Source organism: Nocardioides sp. Iso805N (assembly GCF_000364605.1).
Lineage (GTDB): Bacteria > Actinomycetota > Actinomycetes > Propionibacteriales > Nocardioidaceae > Nocardioides.
In genome coordinates, this window is the sequence record NZ_KB822580.1 from 4823 (window position 1) to 27255 (window position 22433).

The following is a 22433-nucleotide window of genomic DNA, read 5'->3' on the forward strand; positions in this document are numbered from 1 at the left end:
GGCCGAGCCAGACGGCTGTTCTCACCGGCCCAGCACAAAGCGTTGAAGATCCGGGACCAGCGCTGCCGAGCCGAGGGCTGCACGGTGCCCGCGACCTGGTGCGATGCCCACCACGAAAATCCCTGGAGCCAGGGCGGACCCACAGACCTCACCAACGCCGCCCTCCTCTGCGGCCACCACCACAGACGAGCCCACGACCCCACCTACGAAACCATCAGACTCGCCAACGGCGACTACCGCTACCGACGCAAGACTGTCAGCCGGAGCCGGGCTGCCACTTCGGACGTAGTGGTGTCCCTGCTGGCTGCTGAGGTCGACGCCAAGGCACTGGCTCACCCGGACCCGCGTCGCGACACGACGCGCCTGATGTGGACTACCGCATCAGGCTGAGCGCGACGTCGCTGAGCGTGGTGGCCGTGTAACCCGGCCAGCCATGGATCGCCGTCACCCATTCCTGCCGCAACGTTGACGCGCCGTGATGAGCGCCGAGCAGGGTGCCCGCGACTGCCGCGACAGTGTCGGTGTCGTCGCCGACCTCGATCGCGAGGGTGAGGGCATCTTCGAGCCGGTGGCCCGAGCGGAGGATGGCGCCGTACGCGACCTGGAGGGTCCTGACCGTCCAGCCGTTGGGCGTGAAGCGTGCCAGGTCGCCGCTCGCCGCCTCGTCGAGGAAGCCGCGCCACCGATCCGGTTCGGGGACCAGGTCGAGACCTGAGGCAACGTCGATCCCGCCTCCGGCGACGGCACGCCTGACGGCCTCGGTCCACAGCACGCATGAGTCGGCCGCGTCGGGGTCTGCGTGGGTCAGGGCGGCGACGGCCCGGGCGGTCTCCGCGCACGCGCCACGGTCGTCGAGGTAGGCGAGCGCGACCGGTGCTGTCCGCATCAGTGCACCGTTGCCCGCCGCGTGCGGGTGCGTCTTCGCATACACAACGGCGCGCGTGGACATGGCGGCGCCCAGGTGAGGCAGGTCGGCGTCGAGCCCGTCGAGGACGCCGCGGGTCTGGATCCCGACATCCGGGGGAGAGGTGTGATACCAGTCGAGGAAGCGGCGGGCGATCGCGTCGAGTCGCGTCGGAAGATCGTGCCCGATCCTCAACCCTTCCGCGACCGCCACAGCCATCGATGTGTCATCGCTCCACTCGCCGGGGGCGAAGTCTCCGGCACCACCGCCGAGCATCGCCGGCGATTCACCCGGCCCGAGACGGCGCAGGTCGAACTCGTAGGGCACCCCGAGGGCGTCGCCACACGCCAGCCCGAGGAGTACGCCGCAGGCACGGTCGGCTGTCGTCACGGCATCCATCACACCAGGTGACCCGAGGCTGGGCCGCCCAGACGAGACGATTAGCATTGCTAACGATGACGACGGCATCCGACGCTCCCGAGACCACCGGCGCAGTGCTTCGTCGCATCTCCGCTTCCGCCTTGCTGCCTGCCCTGGTCTACGAGATCGGCAACGGCGCGATCGCCCCGATCATTGCGCTGGTCGCGCTCGACGCCGGCGCCTCCACCAGCGTCGCCGGTCTCATGCTCTCGCTGGCCGGTATCGGGCGGGTCCTGGGCGACGTACCGGCTGCGTCGATCGTCGACCGGCTGGGCGATCGACGCGCGATGCTGCTCGCGGCAGGGATCACGACCCTCGCCCTGATCGGCTGCTGGGTCGAGCACGACCTGTGGATGCTGGCGCTCTCCCAGTTGGTGATCGGGATGTGCACCTCCGCCTTCTACCTGGCGCGGCAGACGTACGTGTCCGAGGTGGTGGCGGTGCACCAGCGCGCCCGTGCGCTCTCCACCCTGGCGGGGGCGCATCGCATCGGGCTGTTCATCGGACCGTTCATCGGCGCGCTCGCCATCGAGCTGTGGAACACCCGCGCGGCCTTCGGCGTCGCGGTCGCCGCGACCCTGGCGACCGCCGCGATCCTGATCGTCGTACCCGACCAGGAGAAGGCGGGAGACAGACCGCCCGCCCAACGCGGGGGCACCACTGCACGCGCGATGTTCACCGCTCACCGCCAGCTCTTCCTGACGCTCGGCACCGCTGTGCTCCTGGTCGGGGCGGTGCGTGCCGCCCGGCAGACCGTGCTGCCGCTGTGGGCCTCCCACATCGGCCTGAGCGCGACGGCTACCAGCCTCATCTTCGGCATCGCCAACGCCGCCGACATGTCGCTGTTCTACCCCTCGGGCCACGTCATGGACCGCTTCGGTCGTCTTGCCGTCGCGGTGCCCGCGATGGTGTTGCTCGGAGTCGGCATGATCGCGCTGCCGCTGGCCCACGGCGCCGTCCTTCTCGGCTTCATCGCCGTGGTCATGAGCGTCGGCAACGGCATCGGCTCGGGCGTCATGATGACGATCGGCGCCGACGCTGCTCCGGCCGACGACCGCACGACGTTCTTCTCGGTCTGGCGGCTGCTCAGCGACACCGGCAACGCCCTGGGACCGGTGATCCCAGCGGTCATCGCCGGTGTCGCGGTCCTCGGCCTCGGCGTCTCGGTCACCGGCCTGCTCGGCCTGGCCGCGGCGCTCGGCTTGGCCCGCTGGACGCCGCGCTACTCGGCGTACGCGACTCCGGCGATGGCCCGCGAGCATCGCCAGCGGGCCGCGCTCGAGAGCGCCGCCTGACCGAAGTCCGGACTCGACCCGTACAAAGCCCGGACTCAACCCGTACAAAGCCCGGACTCGACCCGTACAAAGCCCGGACTCAACGACGCTGGGGCCTGCATGACGATGCCGCACGGGGGCACTATGGAACCCATGAGCCAGTACGCCGACGACGCGAACCCGGCCGACGTGGACGAGCAGTCGATCCCGATGACGGGCGAGGATCAGGAGGGGACCGTCGACGGGCCAACACCGCACGACGACGTGGACGACGCCGATCTCCTCGAGCAGTCCACCCCGGTCACCGGCGAGGACGACGACTATCCCAACGACCTTGAGGTCGAGCCTGACGTGTGAGCCCGTCGCTCGTCGCGGAAGCTCAGCGCGGAAGGACCACGGCCCGCTCGCAGGCGTGTGCGAGCTCGCTGCGCAGCTTCCTGTCCAGCTCCGGCAACGCCAGCTCCAGCAGCACCATCGCGGCGCTGCGCGCCGCCCGGCCGGGATGGCCTCCGGGCAGCTCGGGCGCGATCGCGATCACCTCGACGCACACGTCCAGCGCCAGGTCGCGGTCCTGATGCGGCAGCTGGCTGGTGAGCGCGAGCAGGGTGTCGGTGCCGTCCATGTTGTCAACAACGAGAGCCCCGGCGACCCGGTTACGTCAAGGGGCGCGGGGCTCTCGTCACCGATATCGGGGAGGGCCGGGCTCAGTGCCCGACGGTGAACCGCCGTCGCGGGTGGTTGGACTGCTCGATCTCATCGACGAAGGCGAGCGCGAAGTCGGTGCCTGAGATCTCCGAGGACCCGTCCTCCTTGGTGACCAGCACGTCGCCGCCGGTGCGGTAGGCGCCTGTCGTCTCGCCGGGGGCGAAGGAGCCGAACAGTGCGGCGGGGGAGACGTAGAACCAGCGAAGCTCCTCCGGCGTACGCTGCAGGGCCTCGAGCACCTCCGCGTGCGAGGACGCCTCCGCCTTCCACTCCTCGTGGAAGTCCGGGGTGTCGATCAACCGCGGGCCGCCCTCAGCCACCAGCGAGCTACCGGCGCCGCCGACGAAGGCCAGCCGGGCGTCGTTGGCGAGCGCCGCTGCGACCAGCTTGGGCAGCACGTCGACGAGCTTCTCGCCGTCCACGTCGGCGCCGTGCACGGCGACCACGATGTCGTCGCCGTCCTGGCCGGCGTGGCCGAGCACGTGGGTGTCGGCGATCGAGCCTGCGCGGTACTCGACGCCGTCGATGCCCTGCTCGGGCAGGTTGCGGGAGTAGGAGATGACGTGGTGGCCGCGCTTGGCGGCCTCGGCCGCGATGTTGCTGCCGGCGTAGCCGGTGCCACCGAAGATCACAAGGTTGCTCATGCCCGGCTCAACCCGCCGGGCCGCTCCCGCATTCCGGGCGGGGTACGCCGACCTCAGGCCTGTGCGATCTTCTCGATCAGGGCGGTGGTGGAGATGGCCGGCGTGCGCGGCAGGTAGACGACCTCGCAGACGTCGTTGAACTCGTCGAAGCGGCCGGCCCAGTCATCGCCCATCACCAGCACGTCGGCGCTGTACTTGAGGATGTAGTCGCGCTTGAGCTCCAGGCTCTCCTCGATGAAGACCTCGTCGACCGGCTTGAGGGCTCCGACGATCGCGAGCCGCTCGGCTTCGCTGAAGACCGGGTCGCGGTCCTTCTTGCGCCGGTTGAGCTCGTCGGCGCTGACGCCGACCACGAGGCGCTCGCCCAGTTCGGAGGCGCGCTCGATCATGCGGAGGTGACCGACGTGGAAGACGTCGAAGGTGCCGAAGGTGATCACCGTGCGAGACATGCGGAGAATCCTGTCATGGCTGCCCTGAGGGGGAGGAACCGACAACCATCACGCGCTGACGATTCTAGAATCGCCCTCTAGTTAAGATCACCATTGACAACGCCTGTGCCGTGATGTCTTATGCTCGATAGAACCAGATTCTAAAACGGCATCGGTCGGACGTCGTGTCAGCTCCGTCCCGGGCCGCATCGAAGGAGGTCATGGATGGAGATCGACCTGGGGCCGGAGGCCGCCGCGTTCCGCACCGAGATCCGCGGCTGGATCGCGGCACACGCGCCGGCGGAGCTGGCCGCGATGACGGATTGGAACGCCGCCGCGATGACGGGCGGGCACAGCGTCAACGCCGAGCCCGAGCAGAGCCCCGAGTACGCCGCCTGGGAGCAGGAGCTGCTGGATGCTCGGCTGATCTGCGCGTCCTGGCCCGAGCAGTACGGCGGCCGCGGCCTGGGCCCGGTCGAGAACGCCATCCTGACCGAGGAATTCCACCGCGCCGGCGTTCCGCGGATCCGGCGCGGTTTCGGCGAGGGCATGGTCGGACCGTCGCTGATGGCGCACGGCACGGCCGAGCAGCAGGAGCACTTCCTGCGGCGCATCATCACCGCCGAGGACGTCTACTGCCAGGGCTTCTCCGAGCCCGACCACGGCTCCGACCTCGGCAGTGTCGAGACCCGTGGCGTGGTGGACGGCGACGAGATCGTGATCACCGGCCAGAAGGTGTGGACCTCCGGTTTCTACCGGGCGAACATGATGTTCGTCCTGTGCCGCACCGACACCGCAGCGCCCAAGCACCGCGGCCTCTCCTACGTGCTGGTGCCGTTCTTGGACAACAACATCGAGGCGCGCCCGCTCAAGCAGATGACCGGCGCGGCCCAGTTCGGCCAGGAGTTCTTCGACGGGGCCCGAGCGCCCATGTTCAACGTGGTGGGCGGCCTGAACAACGGCTGGAAGGTCGCGATGACCACGCTCGGCTTCGAGCGCGGCGGCAGCGCCACCACGCAGCACCTCCGTTTCGAGCGAGAGTTCTGGGACCTGGTGGACCTGGCCCGCAAGCTGGGCCGCGAGCGTGATCCCCTGATCCGTCAGCAGCTGGCCTGGGCCTACACCCACGTCCAGATCATGCGGTTCAGCGGCCTGCGGCTGCTCTCCCAGCTCGCCGAAGGACGCGACCCCGGCCCGGAGGCCTCGACCTCGAAGCTGTTCTGGAGCGAGTACGAGAAGCGCCTCGGCGAGATCGCCATCGACTTGCTCGGCGCCGAGGGGCTGGTCCGGCCCGAGGGCGAGGGCTACCAGGTCAGTCACTGGCAGGACGTCTTCTTGGCCAGCCGCGCCGGGACCATCTACTCCGGCACCAGCGAGATCCAGCGCAACATCATTGCCGAGCGCGCCCTGGGCCTGCCCCGAGAGGGTGGCCACAAGCCGGCCCCGAAGCCGGCCACCCGCTAGTCCCACGCCCCGAGAGGAGAACCCATGGAACTCGTGTTCAGCCCCGAGCAGGAGGAGCTGCGTCGTTCGGTCCGTCGCTTCATCGAGGCCAGGTCACCGCTCAGCGCGGTGCGGGAGCAGATGGAGTCCGAGACCGGGTACGACGCAAGCGTCTGGCGGCAGCTCGCCGACCAGATGGGCCTGCAGAGCATCGCCATCCCCGAGGAGTACGGCGGAGCCGGATCCTCCTTCGTCGACCTGGCCATCGTGCTGGAGGAGCTCGGGCGTGGCCTGGTGCCCTCGCCGTTCTTCGGCAGCGTGGTGCTGGCGGCGTACGCGCTGCTCGACGCGGGTGACGATGCTGCCTGTCGCGACCTCCTGCCCGGCATCGCCGACGGCAGCCGGCTCGCCACCCTCGCCTTCACCGAGGACAGCGGCTCGTGGGACCTCGGCGACATCACGCTGTCGGCCGTCCCCGAGCGCGACGGCTGGTCGTTGACAGGTGCCAAGTCCTACGTCGTCGACGGGCACGTGGCCGACCTGATCCTGGTCGCTGCCCGCACGTCGGCGGGGCTGAGCCTTTTCGCCGTCGAGGCTGACGCGTCGGGCCTGACCCGCACGGAGCTGCCCACCCTCGACCAGACCCGCAGGCTTGCCCGGCTCGTCCTCGACGGGACGCCGGCTCGGCTGATCGGCACCGACGGCGCGGCCGAGACGTCGCTCGCCCGGACCTTGGACAAGGCGGCGATCGCGCTGGCTGCCGAGCAGCTGGGCGGGGCTCAGGCGGCACTCGACATGGCGGTGGACTACGCGAAGGTGCGTCAGCAGTTCGATCAGCCGATCGGCAGCTTCCAGGCGATCAAGCACAAGGCGTCGGAGATGCTGCTGCGGGTGGAGTCGGCGCGCTCGGCGACCTACTACGGCATGTGGGCGGTCGCCGACGACGGCGAGGACGTGCCGATCGTGGCGAGCCTGGTCAAGGCCTACTGCTCGGAGGCCTACTTCCACGCAGCCGCCGAGAACATCCAGATCCATGGCGGCATCGGCTTCACCTGGGAGCACGACGCGCACCTCTACTTCAAGCGGGCCAAGTCCGCCCAGCTGTTCCTGGGCGACGGTGACTTCCACCGCGAGAACCTCGCCGAGCGTGTCGGCATCTGAGGCAGCGGCCCCGGTCGGCGAGGCGACGTACGGCGAGGGCGCCGCCGAGCCTGACCTGCGTCAGGCCTGGCGGGTCCTGGCCATCGTGTGCCTCGCCTCCCTGATGAGCGGCCTGAGCGGCAGCGCGCTGAACATCTCGCTGCCGACGATCGTGCGCAGCCTGCATGCCAGCAGCGGGCAGGCCAGCTGGATCCTGCTGGCCTCCATGCTCACCAACACCGTCCTGCTGCTGGTCTTCGGTCGTCTGGCCGACGTGCTGGGTCGCCGCCAGATGTACCTGGCCGGCATCGCGCTGTTCACCCTCGGCAGCCTGGGAGCCGGCTTCGCGCCGACGGTCTGGGTGCTGATCGGCTGCCTCGTGCTGCAGGCCGTCGCGGGCGCGATGCTGATCACCAACAGCGCGTCCCTGGTGACGATGAGCTTCCCCGGCCGGCTGCTCGGGGTCGGCTTCGGGCTCTACCTGGCGTCCTTCTCGGTGGCTCAGCTGCTCGGGCCGAGCGTCGGCGGCCTGATCGCTGCCCGTCTGGGCTGGCACTGGGACTTCTGGTTCAACGTGCCGCTGGGGATGGTGGCCTGGGTCGCTGCCTTCGTGGTGCTGCAGAAGATGCCGCGCTCGGCCGAGCGGGTGCACCTCGACCCGGTGGGAAACGTGTTGGTCCTGGTCGGGCTCGGCTCGCTGCTGCTGGCGCTCTCCGAGGTCGGGACGCTGGGTTGGACCAGTCCCTGGATCCTGCTCGGGGTCGTCGTCTTCGCGCTCGCCGCGGTGGCGTTCCTCTACGTCGAGAAGCGGTCCGCTCATCCCGTCGTGGACCTGGCGTCGTTCCGGGAGCCGCTGATCGGTTACGGCGTCCTGGCGGGCTTTCTCGGCACCATGTCGCGATTCGCGGTCGTGCTGCTCGTGGGCCTCTACTTCCAGGCGGCACGAGGTGACTCGGCAGGGACCGCCGGTCTGAAGGTGCTTCCGCTCTCGGCTGCAGCGATCCTCGGTTCCTCGGGTGCCGGGCTGCTGCTGCGCCGCTATCGCGCGCACGCCGTCGCGATCGGCTCCACCGTAGTGACGATGGTCGGCCTGGTGATGCTCCTGCTCGTGCTCTCGCCCACCACGCCCTACTGGCTGGTGGTGGTCGCGACGGTCGCCGTCGGGCTGGGCTCGGGCAGCTTCATCCCCTCCAACAGCACCGGCATGCTCGAGGCGCTCCCGCTGGAGCGGGTCGGCATCACCAACGCGGTCCGGATCATGTCGCAGAACGCCGGCATCGTCGTCACCACGGCACTGTCGTTGACGATCATCAGCGCACCCCTGGCGGGCTCGATGCGACACGACATCTTCGAGGGCACCCTCTCCGGCGTCGGCAGTGGAGCCGTCGAGGAGCTGATCACGGGCTACCGCTGGGCGATCGCTCTGATGCTGCTCACCTCGGTGCTGTGCGTCTGGGCGACCCTCGCCGGTCGCCGTGCGACCAACCCCGCTGCACGAGCGGCCACCGTCGCTCCACGCGTTTCGATCGACCGATGTGGGCAGGAGGAGATGAGCCGATGAACAACGACGTCGAGACACTCGCCGGCAAGGTGGCGCTGGTGACCGGTGCCAGTCGCGGCATCGGCACGGCGATCGCCGTCCGACTCGCGGCCGAGGGGGCGACGGTCGTGGTGACCGCACGCACGGTCGACCAGGCCGACTCCAAGCTGGCTGGCACCCTCGGGGACACGGTGGAGGCGATCACCGCCGCGGGCGGCAGTGCTGTCGCCATCGCGGCTGACCTCAGCCGGCCGGACGAGCGCGAGCGACTGGTCGCCGAGGCCTTGGCAGCCGTCGGCCGGGTCGACATTCTGGTCAACAACGCCGCGGTCACCTACTTCACACCGGTCGAGTCGTTCGCGGCGTGACGGATGGACCTGATGCTCGCCGTACAGGTCGAGGCTCCGTTGCACCTGGCTCAGCTCGTGCTGCCGGGCATGCGTGAGCGGGGCCGCGGCTGGATCCTGAACATCTCCTCGGTCGCCGCGCGGCACCCCGCTCTGCCCCCCGCCCGGGTGGGTGGCGGAACGGTGTACGGCATGTGCAAGGCCGCCCTCGAGCGGTTCAGCACCGGCCTCGCCGCCGAGGTGTACGCCGACGGCATCGCTGTCAACGCGCTCGCTCCCACCGACGTCGTCCCCACGCCTGGGACGCTCTTCCACCACCTCACCACCAGGGACGATCCGCGGGCGGAGCAGCCGGAGGTGATGGCCGAGGCAGCGCTGGCGCTGTGCCGGGCGCCGGTCACGCGCGCCGACGGCTCCGTCGGACTCACCGGCCGGGTGGCCTACTCCCAGGAGCTGCTCGCCGAGCTTGCCATCGCCGTCGGCTGAAGTTCGTCGGATCCGATGTGGGGCGTCCTCGAGGCAGGCCTCCCGCCGCGCGGCGCTCCTCGTCGCGGCGCGTCGTCCGACAGCGCCTCTGTCGGCGCCTCGCCTGTGCCCACGCCCCCACTCCAGGTCGCGTCGTACTCGGCATTGCGGGGCCGCGCCGGCATATTGCGAAGCCTCCGGGCCGCCCGACGGGCGGCCCGGAGGCTTCATGAGTGGTTCAGCGGACGCGGAACGTGCCTCGGTCAAGCACCACCGCGCCTTCGCGCCCGGTCACCCGGAACCGCGTCTCGTCGCTGTCCTGCCAGACCGAGACCTGCAGCCGGTCGCCGGGGAAGACCGGCTTGCTGAAGCGCCCACTGATCGAGGCGAACCGGTCAGGATCGCCGTCGGCCAGGGCGCCGAGCAGGACGCGCGCGACGACGCCGTAGGTACACATGCCGTGCAGGATCGGCCGGGGGAACCCGGCCCGGGCGGCGAAGGCGGGGTCGCTGTGCAACGGGTTGTGGTCCCCGGAGAGGCGGTAGAGCAGCGCCTGGTCCGCTCGGGTGGACGCGTCGAGCACGAGATCCGGGTCGCGCTCGGCGACGTGCCAGGGATCGCTCGGCCCCTTGATGCCGAAACCGCCCTCGCCGCGGATGAAGATCGCCGAGCGGGTGACGACCGTGGGGGAGTCCTCGGCGTCGTCGGGCAGCCGGCCCTCGGTCTCGCTGACGACCAGCGCCCCCGAGCCCTTGTCGTAGATGCCCTCCAGCCGGGTGGTCACCTCGATCGTCCCCGCGGTCGGCAGCGCTCGGGAGAGCGCCACCGACTGCTCGGCGTGCACAAGGTGGGCAGGGTCGAAGGTGCCGAGGTCGAGGCGCGGCTTGGCAGAGCCGTCGGACGGGGCTCGGAACCCGGTCAGGATCGCTCCGAAGGTCGGCAGCACGCGCTGCTCGACTCCGTCGCTGTTCTCGGTGGTGAACGCGAGCTCGGCCAGCGGATCGTCCTGGCCGGCTCCGACGCCGAGGGCGTAGAGCAGGGCGTCGTCAGGGCTCCAGGTGACGGTGAACGGTCCAGCGACGGCACCGACCGCGTCGAGGTTCATCGGCATGCGCGTGTCACCGCCACGTGATCAGGGCGTCGAGTGCCTCGACCTGCGAGCCGCGCACCAGCAACGGGTTGATCTCAAGTGACTCGAGCCGCTCACCGAGCCTGTCCGCGAGGGTCGCCACCGCCATCACGGCGTCGGCGACGGCATCCAGGTCGACCTTCTCCGTGCCACGAGCGCCCTCGAAGAGCTGTGCTCCCCGCAGGCTGCGCAGCGCATCGAGCACCTGGTCCTTGGTCACCGGCAGGACTCGCAGCGCGCTGTCGTGCAGGATCTCGACCCACACGCCGCCGAGTCCGACCGCCAGCACGGGACCCCAGAGCGGATCGCGCACGATCCCGACCAGCAGCTCGACGCCGGCACCGCGCATCGGCTGGACGACGGCGCCCTGGACCTCCGCGCCCGCTTCTCGTCCTGCCGTAGTGACGGCGTCGAAGGCAGCACGTACGTCGTCGGCCGTGGTGAGTCCGAGTCGCACCCCACCGATGTCGCTCTTGTGCGCGACATCCGCCGCGGCGAGCTTCACCACGACCGGGTAGCCGTGCCGCTCGGCGGCCGCGACCGCCTCCTCGGCGGAGGCGGCCAGGTCCTGCGGCACGACCGGGACGCCGTGACGCTCCAGCAGCGCCGCCGCCTCGTGCTCGGTCCACGTGCTGCCAGCAGTCGCCTCGACGGACAGCTCGGGCTCGCACGGCGCGGAGGCGGTGCCGTCTGCGGCGTACGTGCGCTGGAACTCCGACCAGCGAACCGCGCGTCCGAGCGCGGCCAGCGCGTGGTGGATGCCACCGAGCACGCCTGGGAAGCCGACCTCGCCGGCGACCTGGCGACCGAACGGCGTGATGTCGACCAGGGTGTTGCCCATCACCAGGACGGGCTTCTCGCACGCTCGGATGGCGTCGGCGGTGCCACGCGCCATCTCATAGATCCGGGTCGGATCGTCGGGTTCCTCGCGGCTCAGCTCGCTGGCCAGCACGATCACGTCGATCCCGGGGTCGCGGTCGACGACGGCGAGGGCCTCACGCAGCAGCGCGGGGTGGACCAGGATGTAGCCGGTCACGTCGAGCGGATTCTGCACGGTGGCGAAGTCGGGGACGACCCGCTTGAGGCCGGCGACCGTCTCGGGCGCGAAGTCGGGGATCTCCAGTCCCTCGTCCTCGGCCCGGTCGGCCGCGATCTCGCAGGCACCGCCCGACGGCGTGACGAAACCGATCCGGCCACCGGGGAGCGATCCGGTCTCGGCCAGCAGTCCCGCCGTGATGATCAGGTCCTCGAGCGAGTCGACGCGGATCACGCCGTACTGCTTGAAGATCGCGTCGATCACCCGGTCGTCGCCCACCAGGGACCCGGTGTGGGCCTTGGCGACGGTCGAGCCCTTCTGGCTGCGACCCACCTTGAGCGCGACCACCGGCTTGCCGAGGGCGAGCGCCTCCCGGGCCACCTCGAGGAACTCCTCGGGGTGACGGATCGACTCGATGAAGAGCGTGACCACCTTGGTGTCGGGATCGTGGACGAGGTAGCGCATCGCGTCGGTGAGGGTGAGCATCGACTCGTTGCCCATCGAGACCAGCAGGCTGATCCCGATGTTGCGGGCCTGTGCGAAGCCGAGCACGGCGCTCGCCAGGGCGCCGCTCTGCAGCACCACGCCGACGGGTCCGCTGAGCAGCGGTCCCGGGATGTTCAGCCCGTACGGCGTGATCCGCTGCGCGGCGTTGATGAAGCCGTTGCCGTTGGGGCCGAGCAGCGTGACGCCGCGCTCGTGGGCGAGCTCGACCACCCGGCGCTCGAGCTCGGCGCCCTCCGGTCCGATCTCGCCGAAGCCGGAGGTGAGCACCACCGCCGAGCGGATGCCGTGGTCGGCGAGCTGCTCGATCACCTCGAGGATCACCGTGGTGGGCACCATCACGAAGGCCAGGTCGACATCCGCCGGCAGCTCCGCGATCGTGCCGAAGCTCTGCTGGCCGTGCACGATGCCGCCGCGGGGATTCATCAGGTGGATGGGGCCGGTGAAGCCGTGGTTGAGCAGGTTGGCGTAGATGCTCAGCGACCAGTTCGACTTGTCGGTGGCACCGATCAGAGCGATGGAGCGCGGGTTGAACAGCGCCGCCACCTGCTCGGGGGTGACGATCGCGGACTCGGTCGGGGCGGTCGGCATAGTCATGGTCATCAGATCCCTCCCAGCTTGACGTGACCCTTGAGCAGGTTGCGCGCGATCGTGCGGCGCTGGATCTCGTCGGTGCCCTCGAAGATGCGCAGCAGGCGCAGCTCGCGATACCACCGCTCGATCGGCAGCTCCTTGGTGTAGCCCATGCCGCCGTGGATCTGCAGCACGCGATCGACCACCTGGTTCGCCATCAGACCACCGGAGAGCTTCGCCAGCGATGAGGCGTGCCGGTTGTCCTCGCCCTGCTGCAGCTGCCAGGCGGCCCGCAGGGTGAGCAGCTTGACCGACTCGATCTCGACGTGGGAATCGGCGATCTGCCACTGGATCGCCTGGTAGTCGGCGATCGGGTGGCCCATCGAGACCCGGTTCTTGGCATGCTCGATCGCCATCTCCAGGAGCCGCTCGGCGGCGCCGATCGCGCCGGCCGGGATCATGAAGCGGCCGTTGCCGATCCACTGCATCGCCAGGCCGAAGCCGTTGCCCTCCTCGCCGAGGATGTTGCGGTGCGGCACCCGCACGTTCTCGAAGTTCAGTGAGGCCGGACCCCACTCGCCCATGGTCGGGATCGGCTCGGACTTCCAGCCCATGTCGCGGTCGACCAGGAAGCAGGTGACGCCGCCGTTGGCGCCCTTCTCCGGGTCGGTGACCGCGAAGAGCATCACGAAGTCGGCCTCGTTGCCGCCGGTGATGAAGATCTTCTCGCCGTTGATCACCCAGTCGTCGCCGTCGCGGACGGCGCGGGTGCGGATGTTGCGGGCGTCCGAGCCGGCGCCGGGCTCGGTGATGGCGAAGCAGCTGTGCCGCTCGCCGTTGATGGTGGGCAGGAGGTATTCACGCTTCTGGTCCTCGTTGCCCGCGTAGAGGATGTTGTCGGCCGAGCCGCCGAACCGGAACGGCACGAAGGTCCGCCCGGACTCCATCGCGGTGATCGCCGACATCACCGGACCGAGGTCTGCGCCGCCGTACTCCTCGGGGGTGTTGATGCCCCACAGGCCGGAGGCCTTCGCCTTGTCCTGCAGCTCCTTGTGCTGCTGCGGGTCGAGGCCGGGGAGTCCATCGCGCTCGTTGCGCAGCACCTGGTCCTCCAGGGGCATCACCTCACGGGCGATGAAGCTGCGGACGGTGTCGCGGATGGCACGTTCCTCGTCGGAGAGGGAGAAGTCGATCAAGGTCTTTCCTTTCGCATCTGGCGGGTGTCGGAGGCGGCTCCCTCCCGAGATCGCCGGCAGGTGGGCACCGGGAGGGAGCCGGGGAGGGTCAGGCCTTGGGGCCGCCGGCGACGTAGATGACCTGGCCGGTGACGTAGGACGTGTCCTCGCTGCACAGCACCGAGACGACGTTCGCGATGTCCTCGGGCCTGCCGACGCGGCGCAGGGGGATGTTCGCGGCGCCCCGCTCCTGCATCTCCTCGAAGTCGACGCCTGTCCGCGCTGCGGTGGCCCGGGTCATCTCGGTGACGATGAAGCCGGGGGCGACTGCGTTCACGTTGACGTTGAACGGGCCGAGCTCGAGCGCCATCGCCTTGGTGAAGCCCTGCAGACCTGCCTTGGCGGCCGAGTAGTTGGTCTGGCCGCGATTGCCCAGGGCCGAGGTGCTGGAGAGGTTGACGATCTTCCCCCAGCGGTTCTGGACCATCGTCTTCTGCGCCTCCCGCGCCCACAGGAAGCTCCCGCGCAGGTGGACGCTCATCACCGTGTCCCAGTCCGAGAGCGACATCTTGAACAGCAGGTTGTCGCGCAGGACGCCGGCGTTGTTGACCAGTACGTCGATGGATCCGGCCTCGGCGCGGATCCGCTCGGCCGCTTCGGCGACGGCGGCCTCGTCCGACACGTCGCAGGCCACCGCCATCGCGCTACCGCCGGCGCTGACGATGGCGTCGGCCGTCTCCTTGGTCTGCGTCTCGTCGAGGTCGATCACGGCCACGGTGGCGCCGTCCAGGGCGAGCCGGGCGGCGGTGGCGGCACCGATGCCGCGGGCGGCCCCGGTGACCACCGCCACCTTCGAGTTGAGGTGGGTCATGTCTCTCCTGTCATGGGTGTTGAGGGAGTGCGTACGGGCCGGTCAGGACCGGGACGCGGAGGCGACCGTGAGATCGGCGTCGACGGTGCGGGTCCTGGCCCGACCCGGACGCCAGCCGCCGCAGAGGGCCGGGATGGTCGGGATGTAGAGCACGATGCCGATCAGGCTGACGATCCACCAGTGCCGCCAGCCGGCCTCGGTGCCGACCACGTGCGGCATCACGACCGAGACGACCATGATCACCAGGCGCTGCACGGAGCCGAAGATGGCCATGCCGTAGGCGACCCGGCGAGGGTTGAGCTCCTCGGCGGTCTCGCTGATGGCCGCCATCCAGGGGGCGAAGCCACAGGCGACGACGGCGCCCATCAGCACCAGGATCCACGTCATCGCGGTCTGGCTGGTGGGGTGGCCCAGGCGCAGGGTGAAGAGCAGGCAGGCGATGAAGAACATCACCGCGCCGGCGAGCAGGAACGGCTTGCGCACCCGCAGCCAGTCAGAGAGGCCGCCGAAGATCAGCGCCGCGACGACGTTGACCAGCCAGAACAGCGACATCATGTTGTTCGCGGTTGACGGCTCGAACTTGAACATCGACTCGAGGTAGAGCGGGAACATCGAGACGGCGGCGAAGTACATCAGCAGGTAGAGCGAGACGCCGAGGGCCGGGATCACCAGTCGTGGCGGAAGCCGGTCGGCGAGGCCGGCGAACCGGGTGGAGCCGGGAACGCCGGGAAGCGAGGCGTCCTGGAGATCGGACTCGGCCTTGACCTCGAGCGAGCTGCCCTCGGCCTCGACGATGATCTCGTTGCGGATCTCCGGTGCCAGGTCGCGCAGCAGCGCGATGGCGATGACCCACACGACGATGCCGGAGACCAGGGCGATGGTGTAGAGGTCGCGCCAGTCGTGGCCGTGGCCGAGCAGGTGACCCGCGACCTTGCTCGAGATGTAGCTGCCGCCCACCGGACCAACCGTCCACATGCCCATCGCCAGGCCGCGACCCACGCGCGGCGAGAAGTCGCGCATCAGGGTCGAGCTCATCACCAGGGCGAAGCCCTCGAAGAGACCCAGCAGGCAGTAGAGGACGATGAAGACGTTGCCGTTGTGGGCGTGCGACATCAGGAACGAGAAGACGAGGCTGACGCCGGTCGCGGTCAGCAGGAGGTTGGAGCGTCCGAGCTTGTCGCCGATGCCGGCGGCGATGGCGCTGATGGCGCCGACGAGGGTCGCGATGGCACCGATGTAGATGTACTTGTCCAGGCTCCACGCGAACTCGCCCATGATCTGCGGGGCGGCCGAGCCGAGCACGTAGTAGTTGTAGTAGAGCGCGACCGTCACCAGCGTGGTCACGATCAGCAGCAGCCAGCGATGGGCGGGAGCGGGATACCGCGACAGGTCGCGCTTCCACAGCGATTCGAGCGCCATGACACCTCCGATGTGAAGGATGGAACCGAACTTCGAATTCGGTTCTAGAACCACCGTCAACGTAGGTTCGCCGAACGCGTGTGTCAAGCGTCACATTGGAAGGAATTGCCGAGATTCGTCTGGGAGGCGGGTACGTCGAAAGGCCCGCCGGCTGGGCCGGGCGGGCGGGACCCGCTGGAGGAGCTGGGGCTGACGCGCGGGGGGAGGCTCCGCGGATCTCGCTGTGTCGTTGGCGGACTCGGTGAGCGCCTGCTCAGCCGGCGATCTTGCGGACCATCTCCAAGGTGGCGTCGATGACGTCGTAGGCCTCGCGCCGCGAGTCGGTCTCGCTGATCAGACGGGCGGCGTCGCCGATCAGCGAGGTGAGGGCGAGCACGAGCACGCGCCCGGCCGCGCTCTCGGGCACGCGGAGCAGCAGGCCGTTCTCCCGGACCCAGTCCTGGCTGCGCTGTCGCCGCCAGGCGTCGACGTCGGGCGGGTGGTCGCCGGACAGGACGACGCGCGCGAGATCCTGGTTGGTCCAGGCTTGCTCGAGGTAGGCGCGTGCGCCGGCCAGGAAGAGCTGCAGCGGGTCGCGCTCGCCGCTCGCCCGCAGCTCTTGGACCGCCTGGGTCGAGGCGTCGTGGAGGGTGTCCTGGTACTCGCCGCACAGGGCCAGGTAGAGCTCAGTCTTGCCGCCGAAGTGGTGGTAGATGCTCCCCACGCTGCTGCCCGAGTGCTGGACCACGTCGCTGACGTTGGCGTTGGTGAAGCCGTGCTCGATGAAGACTGCGCGGGCGGCGGCGAGGATCGCGCCCCGCGTCTCGGTGGTACGGCTCCACTGCCGGGTGGGGCGCGAGGGCTCTGCCTGTGCGCGTGCACTCGTCATCGTTCACCCCCTTGGTCGGTGTTCACACCCTACGCCGACGCTGATCGGCGGTGGTCTGGATCGAGGTCATTGGCAGGGAGCCTCGGACATGCTAGAACCATATTCTAGAACGTACATGAGTCTGATTTCGAGGAGTGCGATGAAGACATCCCTCTGGCCGCCGCGAGCCGGTGTGGCCACGGCCGTCGGCAGTGCGGCCTGGCACCTGCTGGCTCCGAATGCCAGCGAGTGGACCTACGAGGGCACCAACACCTGGTTGCTCGGGACACCCGGTGGCGGGGAATGCCTGGTCGTCGACCCTGGTACGACGACCACCTCCCACCTGGACGCGATCCTCGAGACGGCTCGGCTGCGCGGCTGGCGCGTTGCCGGCATCCTGGTGACGCACGATCACGACGACCACTCGCCAGGTGCCGCGGAGCTGGGCCGACGCACCGACGCACCTGTCTACGCCAACGCGCCCCACGTCGCGGACCAGGTCATCGGCGAGGGCGACCGGATCCGGATCGACGGGCTGGACCTCGAAGTGCTCCACACGCCCGGTCACAGCGACGACTCGCTGACGTTCTGGGAGCCGCGGGAGCGGCTGATGCTCAGCGGCGACACGATCTTGGGCCGGCGCTCGGCGGCGGTCTTCGGCCGGCTCGCCGACTTCTTCGCCTCCTCGGCCCGGCTGCGCGAGCTGGCTGGCGACGACACGACGCTGCTGCCCGGCCACGGCGAGCCGCAAGGCGACGCCGGGCCGGTGATCGACCGCGCCGTCGCCGTACGCCGCCTGCGGGTCGCCCAGGTCGCGCGCCTGCTCGACGCCGGCGTCACTCGTGCGGCCGACCTGACGGCGCACATCTACCCCGACATCCCCGAGCTGCGCCGCCGAGCCGCCGAGATCTCGGTCCGGGCGACCCGCGAGCTGGTGCTCGACGAGCGCGCGACGCATGCCTGCCACGGCCACGACGGTCATCACGGCCACGACACCGTCACCCCCACGCATCCCTGAACCCGCCGACCGACCTCGAGAGGAAGCTCATGTCCGCGTCCACCAAGGCGTTGCCCACGCCGACCCCGGAGACCGCTCCCTACTGGGAGGGTGCCCGAGCCGGCGAGCTGCGCATCCAGCGCTGCCGCGCCTGCACCCAGGCCTACTTCTACCCGCGGCCCTACTGCCCGCAGTGCGGCTCGGCCGACGTCGAGTGGTTCGTCACCAGCGGCCGCGCGACGTTGGCGTCGTACATCATCTCCGAGCGCGCTGCGCCGGGCTTCGACGCGCCGTACGCGATCGCGATCGTGGAACTCGAGGAGGGACCGCGGATGATGACCAACATCGTCGAGGTCGAGCCCACGCCCGAGCGACTGGTGCTCGACATGGCCCTGGAGGTCAGGTTCGAGGATCGCGGTGAGATCACCGTGCCCGTCTTCGCACCGGCCGGTCAGGCGGTGGAGGCATGAGCACCGGAGCCGTGATCATCGGAGCAGCCGAGACCGATCGGGTCGGCAAGCTGCCCGGCCACTCCACCTTGATGCTGCACCTGGAGGCGGCCCACAACGCTCTCGCCGACGCCGGCCTGTCCGTGCACGACATCGACGGCGTGGCTGGTGTGTCCGCACCGGGTCCGCTCGCGGTCGCGCACGCCCTCGGCATCACGCCGGCGTGGCTCGACTCCACCAGCGTCGGCGGTACGTCGTTCCTCTTCCACGTGCGTCACGCGGCCGCGGCGATCGCGGCCGGGCTGTGCACGACCGTGCTGATCACCCACGGGGAGTCCGGCAGGTCGCGCGTCGGCGCGCCGTCGTACACCCGCGATCCCGGCTCGATGCCGGGGCAGTTCGAGGCGCCGTACGGCATCATCTCGCCGCCGACCATGTTCACGGTGCCGGCGCTGCGCTACCTGAAGGACACCGGCACCACCCAGGAGCAGCTGGCGTCCGTGGCCGTCGCCCAGCGGCGCTGGTCGGCCCGCAACCCGCGGGCGATGTTCCGCGAGGAGATCACTGTCGACGACGTCTTCGCCTCGCCGATCATCGCCTACCCCTTCCACCTGCTCGAGTGCTGCCTGGTGACGGACGGCGGCGGGGCGCTGATCGTGACGTCGGCCGAGCGCGCCCGTGACCTGCCACAGCGGCACCGCCCGGTGCACCTGCTCGGTGCGGGCGAGGCCAGCGACGCCCCGCTCGTCTCGCAGATGGAGGATCTGACCAGCTCGCGGGGCTTCCGGCTCTCCAGCGCGGCGGCCTTCGAGGAGGCCCGGATCAGCGTCGACGACGTCGACCACCTGATGATCTACGACGCCTTCGCCCACCTGCCGCTCTACGGCCTCGAGGACATGGGCTTCGTCAAGCGCGGCGAGGCGGGCGCGTTCATCGCCGAGGGTCACACGTCGCCGGGTGGCAGCCTGCCGATGAACACCAACGGTGGTGGCCTCTCCTACACCCACACCGGGATGTACGGGATGTTCGCCATCCAGGAGGCCGTCCGCCAGCTGCGCGGCGAGGCGGCCGCACAGCTGCCGGACCCGAAGGTGTCGGTCGTGCTCGGCAACGGCGGCATGTTCATGGCCGCGGCCACCCTCGTGCTGGGCAGCGACGCGGTCGACTGAGACGCGATCGCACCGCGTCAGGGGGCTCCCGGCAGAATCGAGCGCATGACGGCCGGCCCGATCACGGACACCTCAGCCGATGCAGTACGTCGACGGGCCTTGCGCCAGATGCGCACGGTGGCGACATCGCTGCTCGTGCTGGCGGCTGTCGTCTTCGTGCTCACCCTGCACAAGGACGGATTCCTGGGCTACGTCAACGCCGGGGCGGAGGCCTCCATGGTCGGCGCGATGGCCGACTGGTTCGCGGTCACGGCGCTCTTCCGGCACCCGCTGGGGCTGCCGATCCCGCACACCGCCCTGATCCCACGGCGCAAGGACGACATCGGGCACAGCCTGGAGGAGTTCGTGGGGGAGAACTTCCTGGCCGAGGAGGTGCTGCGCGAGCGGATCGCGGTCGTCCAGCCGGCGCTGCGGATCGGCAACTGGCTGGCCGAAGAGACCAACGCCCGCGCGCTGGTGGACGAGGCCTCGACAGTGGCCGCTGCCGCCCTGAGCCGGGTGCGCGACGACCACATCGCCGAGCTGGTCAACGACGTACTGGTCCCGCGCCTGGCCGAGGAGCCGATCGCACCGCTCCTCGGCGGGGCGCTCGAGGGCGCGCTGGCCGACAACCTGCACCGCGGCGTGGTCGACCTGGCACTCGTGGAGCTGCACGATTGGCTGGCCGCGAACCAGGACACGGTGACCGACGTGCTGGGGGAGCGGGCGCCATGGTGGATACCGCCGGCCCTGCGCGACCCGGCGGCGGCCCGCATCCACGTCGAGATCGTGCGCTGGGTGGCCGACATCCGCGACGACCCGAGCCACCGGGCCCGGCTGGCGCTGGACAAGATGCTCGGCGAGCTGGCCCACGACCTCCAGCACGATCCGGCCACCCAGGAGCGGGCCGAGCAGTTCAAGCACCGGCTGCTCAAGCACCCGCAGGTGATCGCCACCTCGATCGACCTGTGGGACGCGTTCCGGCGCGCGCTGACCTCGGCGCTGCGCGACGACGACAGTGCACTGCGTGCCCGGCTGGTGGAGGAGGCCACCCGGTTCGGCGGGCGGCTGCAGACCGACGCCGGCCTGCGTGACCGGCTCCAGGCGGTCGCGGCCGACGCGGTCGTCTACGTGGTCAAGCGGTACGGCAAGGAGGCGACCGCCGTCATCACCCACACCATCGAGCGGTGGGACGGTCGCGAGGCGTCGCGCCGCATCGAGCTGCACGTGGGCCGCGACCTCCAGTTCATCCGGATCAACGGCACCCTGGTCGGTGGGCTGGTCGGCGTGCTGATCCACGCCGCTGCGGCGGTGCTGTAGCCGGTCCTGTAGGCGGCCCCAGGCCACCGATCCGAGGCTCTAGCACCCCGATCACGACGGAATCACGCGATGATTTAACAGAGCGCGACGGGATCGAAACATGGAAGGTGTTCCGGTCGGCCCTTCGGGTGTCTAGCATCACAGTCGCTACCCCGATGAAGGCGAGGAAGACGTGACCACGGTTGTCCCGGCGCAAGAGTCCAGCAATCCCGAGTCCCGCGGCGGGCTCCGCGAGGGCGCGCTGCACATGTTCGACACCATCATCATGGCGTTCGCGGGGAGCGCCCCGGCGTACTCCCTCGCGGCGACCACCCCGCTGCTGATCGGCGCCGCCGGCCTGTACGGGCCGGCCGCACTGCTGTGGTGCGCGATCCCGATGCTCGGTATCGCCATCGCCTTCAGCTACCTCGGCAAGCTCGACGTCCATGCCGGTGCGAGCTACTCCTGGGTGGCGCGCGCGCTGCACCCCGCGCTGGGCTTCATCTCGGGCTGGTCGTTGGTCGTGTCCGCAACGATCTTCATGGTCGCGGGGTCGCTGCCTGCGGGGCAGTACACGCTCTCGCTCTTCTCCGACACTGCGGCCAACAACACCTGGGCCTGTGTCGGTGTCGGCGCCTTCGTCTTCCTGGTGATGGCGGCACTGGTGCTGCGCGGGGTCACGATCACCGCGCGGGCGCAGTGGATCATGACCGGCATCGAGGTCGCCATCCTGGTGGTCTTCGGCATCGCCGCCCTGATCCACGGTGGCGACGCGGCCTCCTTCCAGTGGTCCTGGCTGTGGGGCTGGGGTCACTTCGGTGGGATGAGCGGCTTCGCTGGTGCTGCCCTGATCGCTGCCTTCTACTTCTGGGGCTGGGACGTCACCGCGAACCTGTCCGAGGAGACTCACGACAGCGAGAAGAACTCCGGTCTCGGCGGCATGATCGGGGTCGTCGGCGTCTTCGTGCTCTTCGAGATCTTCACCATCGCGGTCAACATGATGTTCACCGCGCAACAGGTCCAGGACAGCGACAACCTGCTCGGCGACCTGGGCAACATGGTCGCCGGCAACTGGGCCGGCAAGACCTTGGTCTTCGCCGTGGTGCTCTCCACGATCGCCACCCTCGAGACGACGCTCATCCAGGTCACCCGCACGCTGTTCGCGATGGGGCGCGACCACACCATCCCGAGCATCTTCGGTGCTGCCCACCGTCGCTGGCTGACCCCGTGGTTCGCGGTGGTCGTGGTGACGGTCGTCTCGCTCGTCCTCTTCGTCGCCTCGACCAAGCTCGGTGGCGTCTCGACCATCATGGGCGACGCGATCACCGCGATCGGCCTGCAGATCTGCATCTACTACGCCCTGGCCGGCATCGCCGTGGTGGTGGCCTACCGCAAGGTCGCCTTCACCAGCGTCAAGAGCGCGATCCTGGTCGCCATCTGGCCGGCCATCGGCGCCGTCTTCATGATCTTCCTGCTCATCCAGTCGTGCTTCGGACCCAACCGGCTCACCGGCGCGGAGATGGCGATCGGCTTCGGCGCGGTCGCCCTCGGCCTGATCCCGATGGCCTACTACTGGATCTCCGGCAGCCCGTGGTTCCGCAACCCGGGCCCGCGGCTGGACGCCGTCCCCGAGACGGTGGCCGAGGTCGGTCTCTGACGCTGCGGCCGTAGGGTGG

21 protein-coding genes and 1 pseudogene are annotated in these 22433 nt (G+C 69.7%); 12 read left to right on the plus strand and 10 right to left on the minus strand.

The window, feature by feature from the left end; translation table 11 throughout:
* Positions 1–390, plus strand: a 390-nt coding sequence (locus tag H036_RS25935) for an HNH endonuclease signature motif containing protein (RefSeq protein WP_442852442.1), incomplete at its 5' end; no start/stop codon positions are given.
* On the opposite strand, the gene H036_RS0113885 is transcribed toward H036_RS25935, so the two are convergent.
* On the minus strand, positions 374–1294 hold the full coding sequence (locus tag H036_RS0113885; RefSeq protein ID WP_017935399.1) for an ADP-ribosylglycohydrolase family protein: 921 nt from the start codon (positions 1292–1294) through the stop codon (positions 374–376). The genes H036_RS25935 and H036_RS0113885 overlap by 17 nt on opposite strands.
* Positions 1295–1359: 65 nt before the next feature.
* On the opposite strand from H036_RS0113885, the gene H036_RS0113890 reads away from it, so the two are divergent.
* On the plus strand, positions 1360–2619 hold the full coding sequence (locus tag H036_RS0113890; protein WP_017935400.1) for an MFS transporter: 1260 nt from the start codon (positions 1360–1362) through the stop codon (positions 2617–2619).
* Between the two features lie 132 nt (positions 2620–2751).
* Complete coding sequence (locus H036_RS0113895; protein ID WP_017935401.1) at positions 2752–2955, plus strand: hypothetical protein; 204 nt, start codon at positions 2752–2754, stop codon at positions 2953–2955.
* 22 nt (positions 2956–2977) lie between these two features.
* On the opposite strand, the gene H036_RS0113900 is transcribed toward H036_RS0113895, so the two are convergent.
* The 3 genes from H036_RS0113900 to H036_RS0113910 form a co-directional block, all read right to left on the minus strand.
* Positions 2978–3220: a hypothetical protein gene (locus tag H036_RS0113900; protein ID WP_017935402.1), complete on the minus strand. Its 243-nt coding sequence runs from the start codon at positions 3218–3220 to the stop codon at positions 2978–2980.
* 82 nt (positions 3221–3302) lie between these two features.
* A complete protein-coding gene (locus tag H036_RS0113905) occupies positions 3303–3947 on the minus strand; it encodes an NAD(P)-dependent oxidoreductase (RefSeq protein WP_017935403.1) in 645 nt (214 codons plus the stop codon).
* A gap of 53 nt (positions 3948–4000) precedes the next feature.
* Positions 4001–4396 (minus strand): adenylyltransferase/cytidyltransferase family protein, encoded by a 396-nt coding sequence (locus H036_RS0113910; RefSeq protein ID WP_017935404.1) that lies wholly within the window; start codon positions 4394–4396, stop codon positions 4001–4003.
* A gap of 204 nt (positions 4397–4600) precedes the next feature.
* Here H036_RS0113910 and H036_RS0113915 point away from each other — a divergent pair, with 204 nt between their 5' ends.
* The 4 genes and pseudogenes from H036_RS0113915 to H036_RS25940 all read left to right on the plus strand — a co-directional run bounded on the left by H036_RS0113915 (position 4601) and on the right by H036_RS25940 (position 9331).
* The gene (locus H036_RS0113915) at positions 4601–5839 is read left to right on the plus strand and encodes an acyl-CoA dehydrogenase family protein (RefSeq protein ID WP_017935405.1); all 1239 of its coding nucleotides are present in this window, start codon (positions 4601–4603) and stop codon (positions 5837–5839) included.
* 24 nt (positions 5840–5863) lie between these two features.
* On the plus strand, positions 5864–6979 hold the full coding sequence (locus H036_RS0113920) for an acyl-CoA dehydrogenase family protein (RefSeq protein WP_017935406.1): 1116 nt from the start codon (positions 5864–5866) through the stop codon (positions 6977–6979).
* Positions 6966–8519 carry an MFS transporter gene (locus tag H036_RS22900; protein ID WP_017935407.1) on the plus strand — a complete coding sequence of 518 codons (1554 nt, stop codon included), beginning with the start codon at positions 6966–6968 and terminating at the stop codon, positions 8517–8519. The genes H036_RS0113920 and H036_RS22900 overlap by 14 nt, the downstream gene beginning before the upstream one ends.
* Positions 8516–9331 (plus strand): annotated as a pseudogene (locus tag H036_RS25940) (SDR family NAD(P)-dependent oxidoreductase). The gene H036_RS22900 and the pseudogene H036_RS25940 overlap by 4 nt, the downstream one beginning before the upstream one ends.
* A gap of 217 nt (positions 9332–9548) precedes the next feature.
* On the opposite strand, the gene H036_RS0113935 reads toward H036_RS25940, so the two are convergent.
* The 6 genes from H036_RS0113935 to H036_RS0113960 form a co-directional block, all read right to left on the minus strand.
* Positions 9549–10415, minus strand: coding sequence for a MaoC/PaaZ C-terminal domain-containing protein (locus H036_RS0113935; RefSeq protein ID WP_232421870.1), 867 nt, complete (start codon positions 10413–10415; stop codon positions 9549–9551).
* Positions 10416–10428: 13 nt separating this feature from the next.
* Complete coding sequence (locus tag H036_RS0113940) at positions 10429–12582, minus strand: acetate--CoA ligase family protein (protein WP_232421871.1); 2154 nt, start codon at positions 12580–12582, stop codon at positions 10429–10431.
* Entirely contained in the window at positions 12582–13748 is a 1167-nt protein-coding gene (locus tag H036_RS0113945) for an acyl-CoA dehydrogenase family protein (protein WP_017935412.1), read from the minus strand. Before H036_RS0113945 ends, H036_RS0113940 begins: the two co-directional genes overlap by 1 nt.
* A gap of 88 nt (positions 13749–13836) precedes the next feature.
* Positions 13837–14598 carry a 3-oxoacyl-ACP reductase FabG gene (fabG, locus tag H036_RS0113950; RefSeq protein ID WP_017935413.1) on the minus strand — a complete coding sequence of 254 codons (762 nt, stop codon included), beginning with the start codon at positions 14596–14598 and terminating at the stop codon, positions 13837–13839.
* A gap of 42 nt (positions 14599–14640) precedes the next feature.
* Positions 14641–16017, minus strand: coding sequence for an MFS transporter (locus H036_RS0113955; protein WP_017935414.1), 1377 nt, complete (start codon positions 16015–16017; stop codon positions 14641–14643).
* Between the two features lie 253 nt (positions 16018–16270).
* Positions 16271–16885 carry a TetR/AcrR family transcriptional regulator gene (locus H036_RS0113960; RefSeq protein WP_017935415.1) on the minus strand — a complete coding sequence of 205 codons (615 nt, stop codon included), beginning with the start codon at positions 16883–16885 and terminating at the stop codon, positions 16271–16273.
* Between the two features lie 139 nt (positions 16886–17024).
* Here H036_RS0113960 and H036_RS25400 point away from each other — a divergent pair, with 139 nt between their 5' ends.
* The 5 genes from H036_RS25400 to H036_RS0113985 all read left to right on the plus strand — a co-directional run bounded on the left by H036_RS25400 (position 17025) and on the right by H036_RS0113985 (position 22414).
* The gene (locus H036_RS25400; protein WP_017935416.1) at positions 17025–17882 is read left to right on the plus strand and encodes an MBL fold metallo-hydrolase; all 858 of its coding nucleotides are present in this window, start codon (positions 17025–17027) and stop codon (positions 17880–17882) included.
* Between the two features lie 29 nt (positions 17883–17911).
* Positions 17912–18331 carry a Zn-ribbon domain-containing OB-fold protein gene (locus tag H036_RS0113970; protein WP_017935417.1) on the plus strand — a complete coding sequence of 140 codons (420 nt, stop codon included), beginning with the start codon at positions 17912–17914 and terminating at the stop codon, positions 18329–18331.
* Positions 18328–19479, plus strand: coding sequence for a thiolase C-terminal domain-containing protein (locus H036_RS0113975; protein ID WP_017935418.1), 1152 nt, complete (start codon positions 18328–18330; stop codon positions 19477–19479). Before H036_RS0113970 ends, H036_RS0113975 begins: the two co-directional genes overlap by 4 nt.
* A gap of 45 nt (positions 19480–19524) precedes the next feature.
* Complete coding sequence (locus H036_RS0113980; RefSeq protein WP_017935419.1) at positions 19525–20778, plus strand: DUF445 domain-containing protein; 1254 nt, start codon at positions 19525–19527, stop codon at positions 20776–20778.
* 172 nt (positions 20779–20950) lie between these two features.
* Entirely contained in the window at positions 20951–22414 is a 1464-nt protein-coding gene (locus H036_RS0113985; protein WP_017935420.1) for an APC family permease, read from the plus strand.
* Positions 22415–22433: the final 19 nt, after the last annotated feature.

Excerpts from the sequence above, each read along its gene's own strand:
- H036_RS0113890 (WP_017935400.1), top strand. The coding sequence starts at position 1,360 with ATGACGACGGCATCCGACGCTCCCGAGACCACCGGCGCAGTGCTTCGT.
- H036_RS0113895 (WP_017935401.1), top strand. The coding sequence starts at position 2,752 with ATGAGCCAGTACGCCGACGACGCGAACCCGGCCGACGTGGACGAGCAG.
- H036_RS0113900 (WP_017935402.1), bottom strand. The coding sequence starts at position 3,220 with ATGGACGGCACCGACACCCTGCTCGCGCTCACCAGCCAGCTGCCGCAT.
- H036_RS0113905 (WP_017935403.1), bottom strand. The coding sequence starts at position 3,947 with ATGAGCAACCTTGTGATCTTCGGTGGCACCGGCTACGCCGGCAGCAAC.
- H036_RS0113910 (WP_017935404.1), bottom strand. The coding sequence starts at position 4,396 with ATGTCTCGCACGGTGATCACCTTCGGCACCTTCGACGTCTTCCACGTC.
- H036_RS0113915 (WP_017935405.1), top strand. The coding sequence starts at position 4,601 with ATGGAGATCGACCTGGGGCCGGAGGCCGCCGCGTTCCGCACCGAGATC.
- H036_RS0113920 (WP_017935406.1), top strand. The coding sequence starts at position 5,864 with ATGGAACTCGTGTTCAGCCCCGAGCAGGAGGAGCTGCGTCGTTCGGTC.
- H036_RS0113935 (WP_232421870.1), bottom strand. The coding sequence starts at position 10,415 with ATGAACCTCGACGCGGTCGGTGCCGTCGCTGGACCGTTCACCGTCACC.
- H036_RS0113940 (WP_232421871.1), bottom strand. The coding sequence starts at position 12,582 with ATGACCATGACTATGCCGACCGCCCCGACCGAGTCCGCGATCGTCACC.
- fabG (WP_017935413.1), bottom strand. The coding sequence starts at position 14,598 with ATGACCCACCTCAACTCGAAGGTGGCGGTGGTCACCGGGGCCGCCCGC.
- H036_RS0113955 (WP_017935414.1), bottom strand. The coding sequence starts at position 16,017 with ATGGCGCTCGAATCGCTGTGGAAGCGCGACCTGTCGCGGTATCCCGCT.
- H036_RS0113960 (WP_017935415.1), bottom strand. The coding sequence starts at position 16,885 with ATGACGAGTGCACGCGCACAGGCAGAGCCCTCGCGCCCCACCCGGCAG.
- H036_RS25400 (WP_017935416.1), top strand. The coding sequence starts at position 17,025 with ATGAAGACATCCCTCTGGCCGCCGCGAGCCGGTGTGGCCACGGCCGTC.
- H036_RS0113970 (WP_017935417.1), top strand. The coding sequence starts at position 17,912 with ATGTCCGCGTCCACCAAGGCGTTGCCCACGCCGACCCCGGAGACCGCT.
- H036_RS0113975 (WP_017935418.1), top strand. The coding sequence starts at position 18,328 with ATGAGCACCGGAGCCGTGATCATCGGAGCAGCCGAGACCGATCGGGTC.
- H036_RS0113980 (WP_017935419.1), top strand. The coding sequence starts at position 19,525 with ATGACGGCCGGCCCGATCACGGACACCTCAGCCGATGCAGTACGTCGA.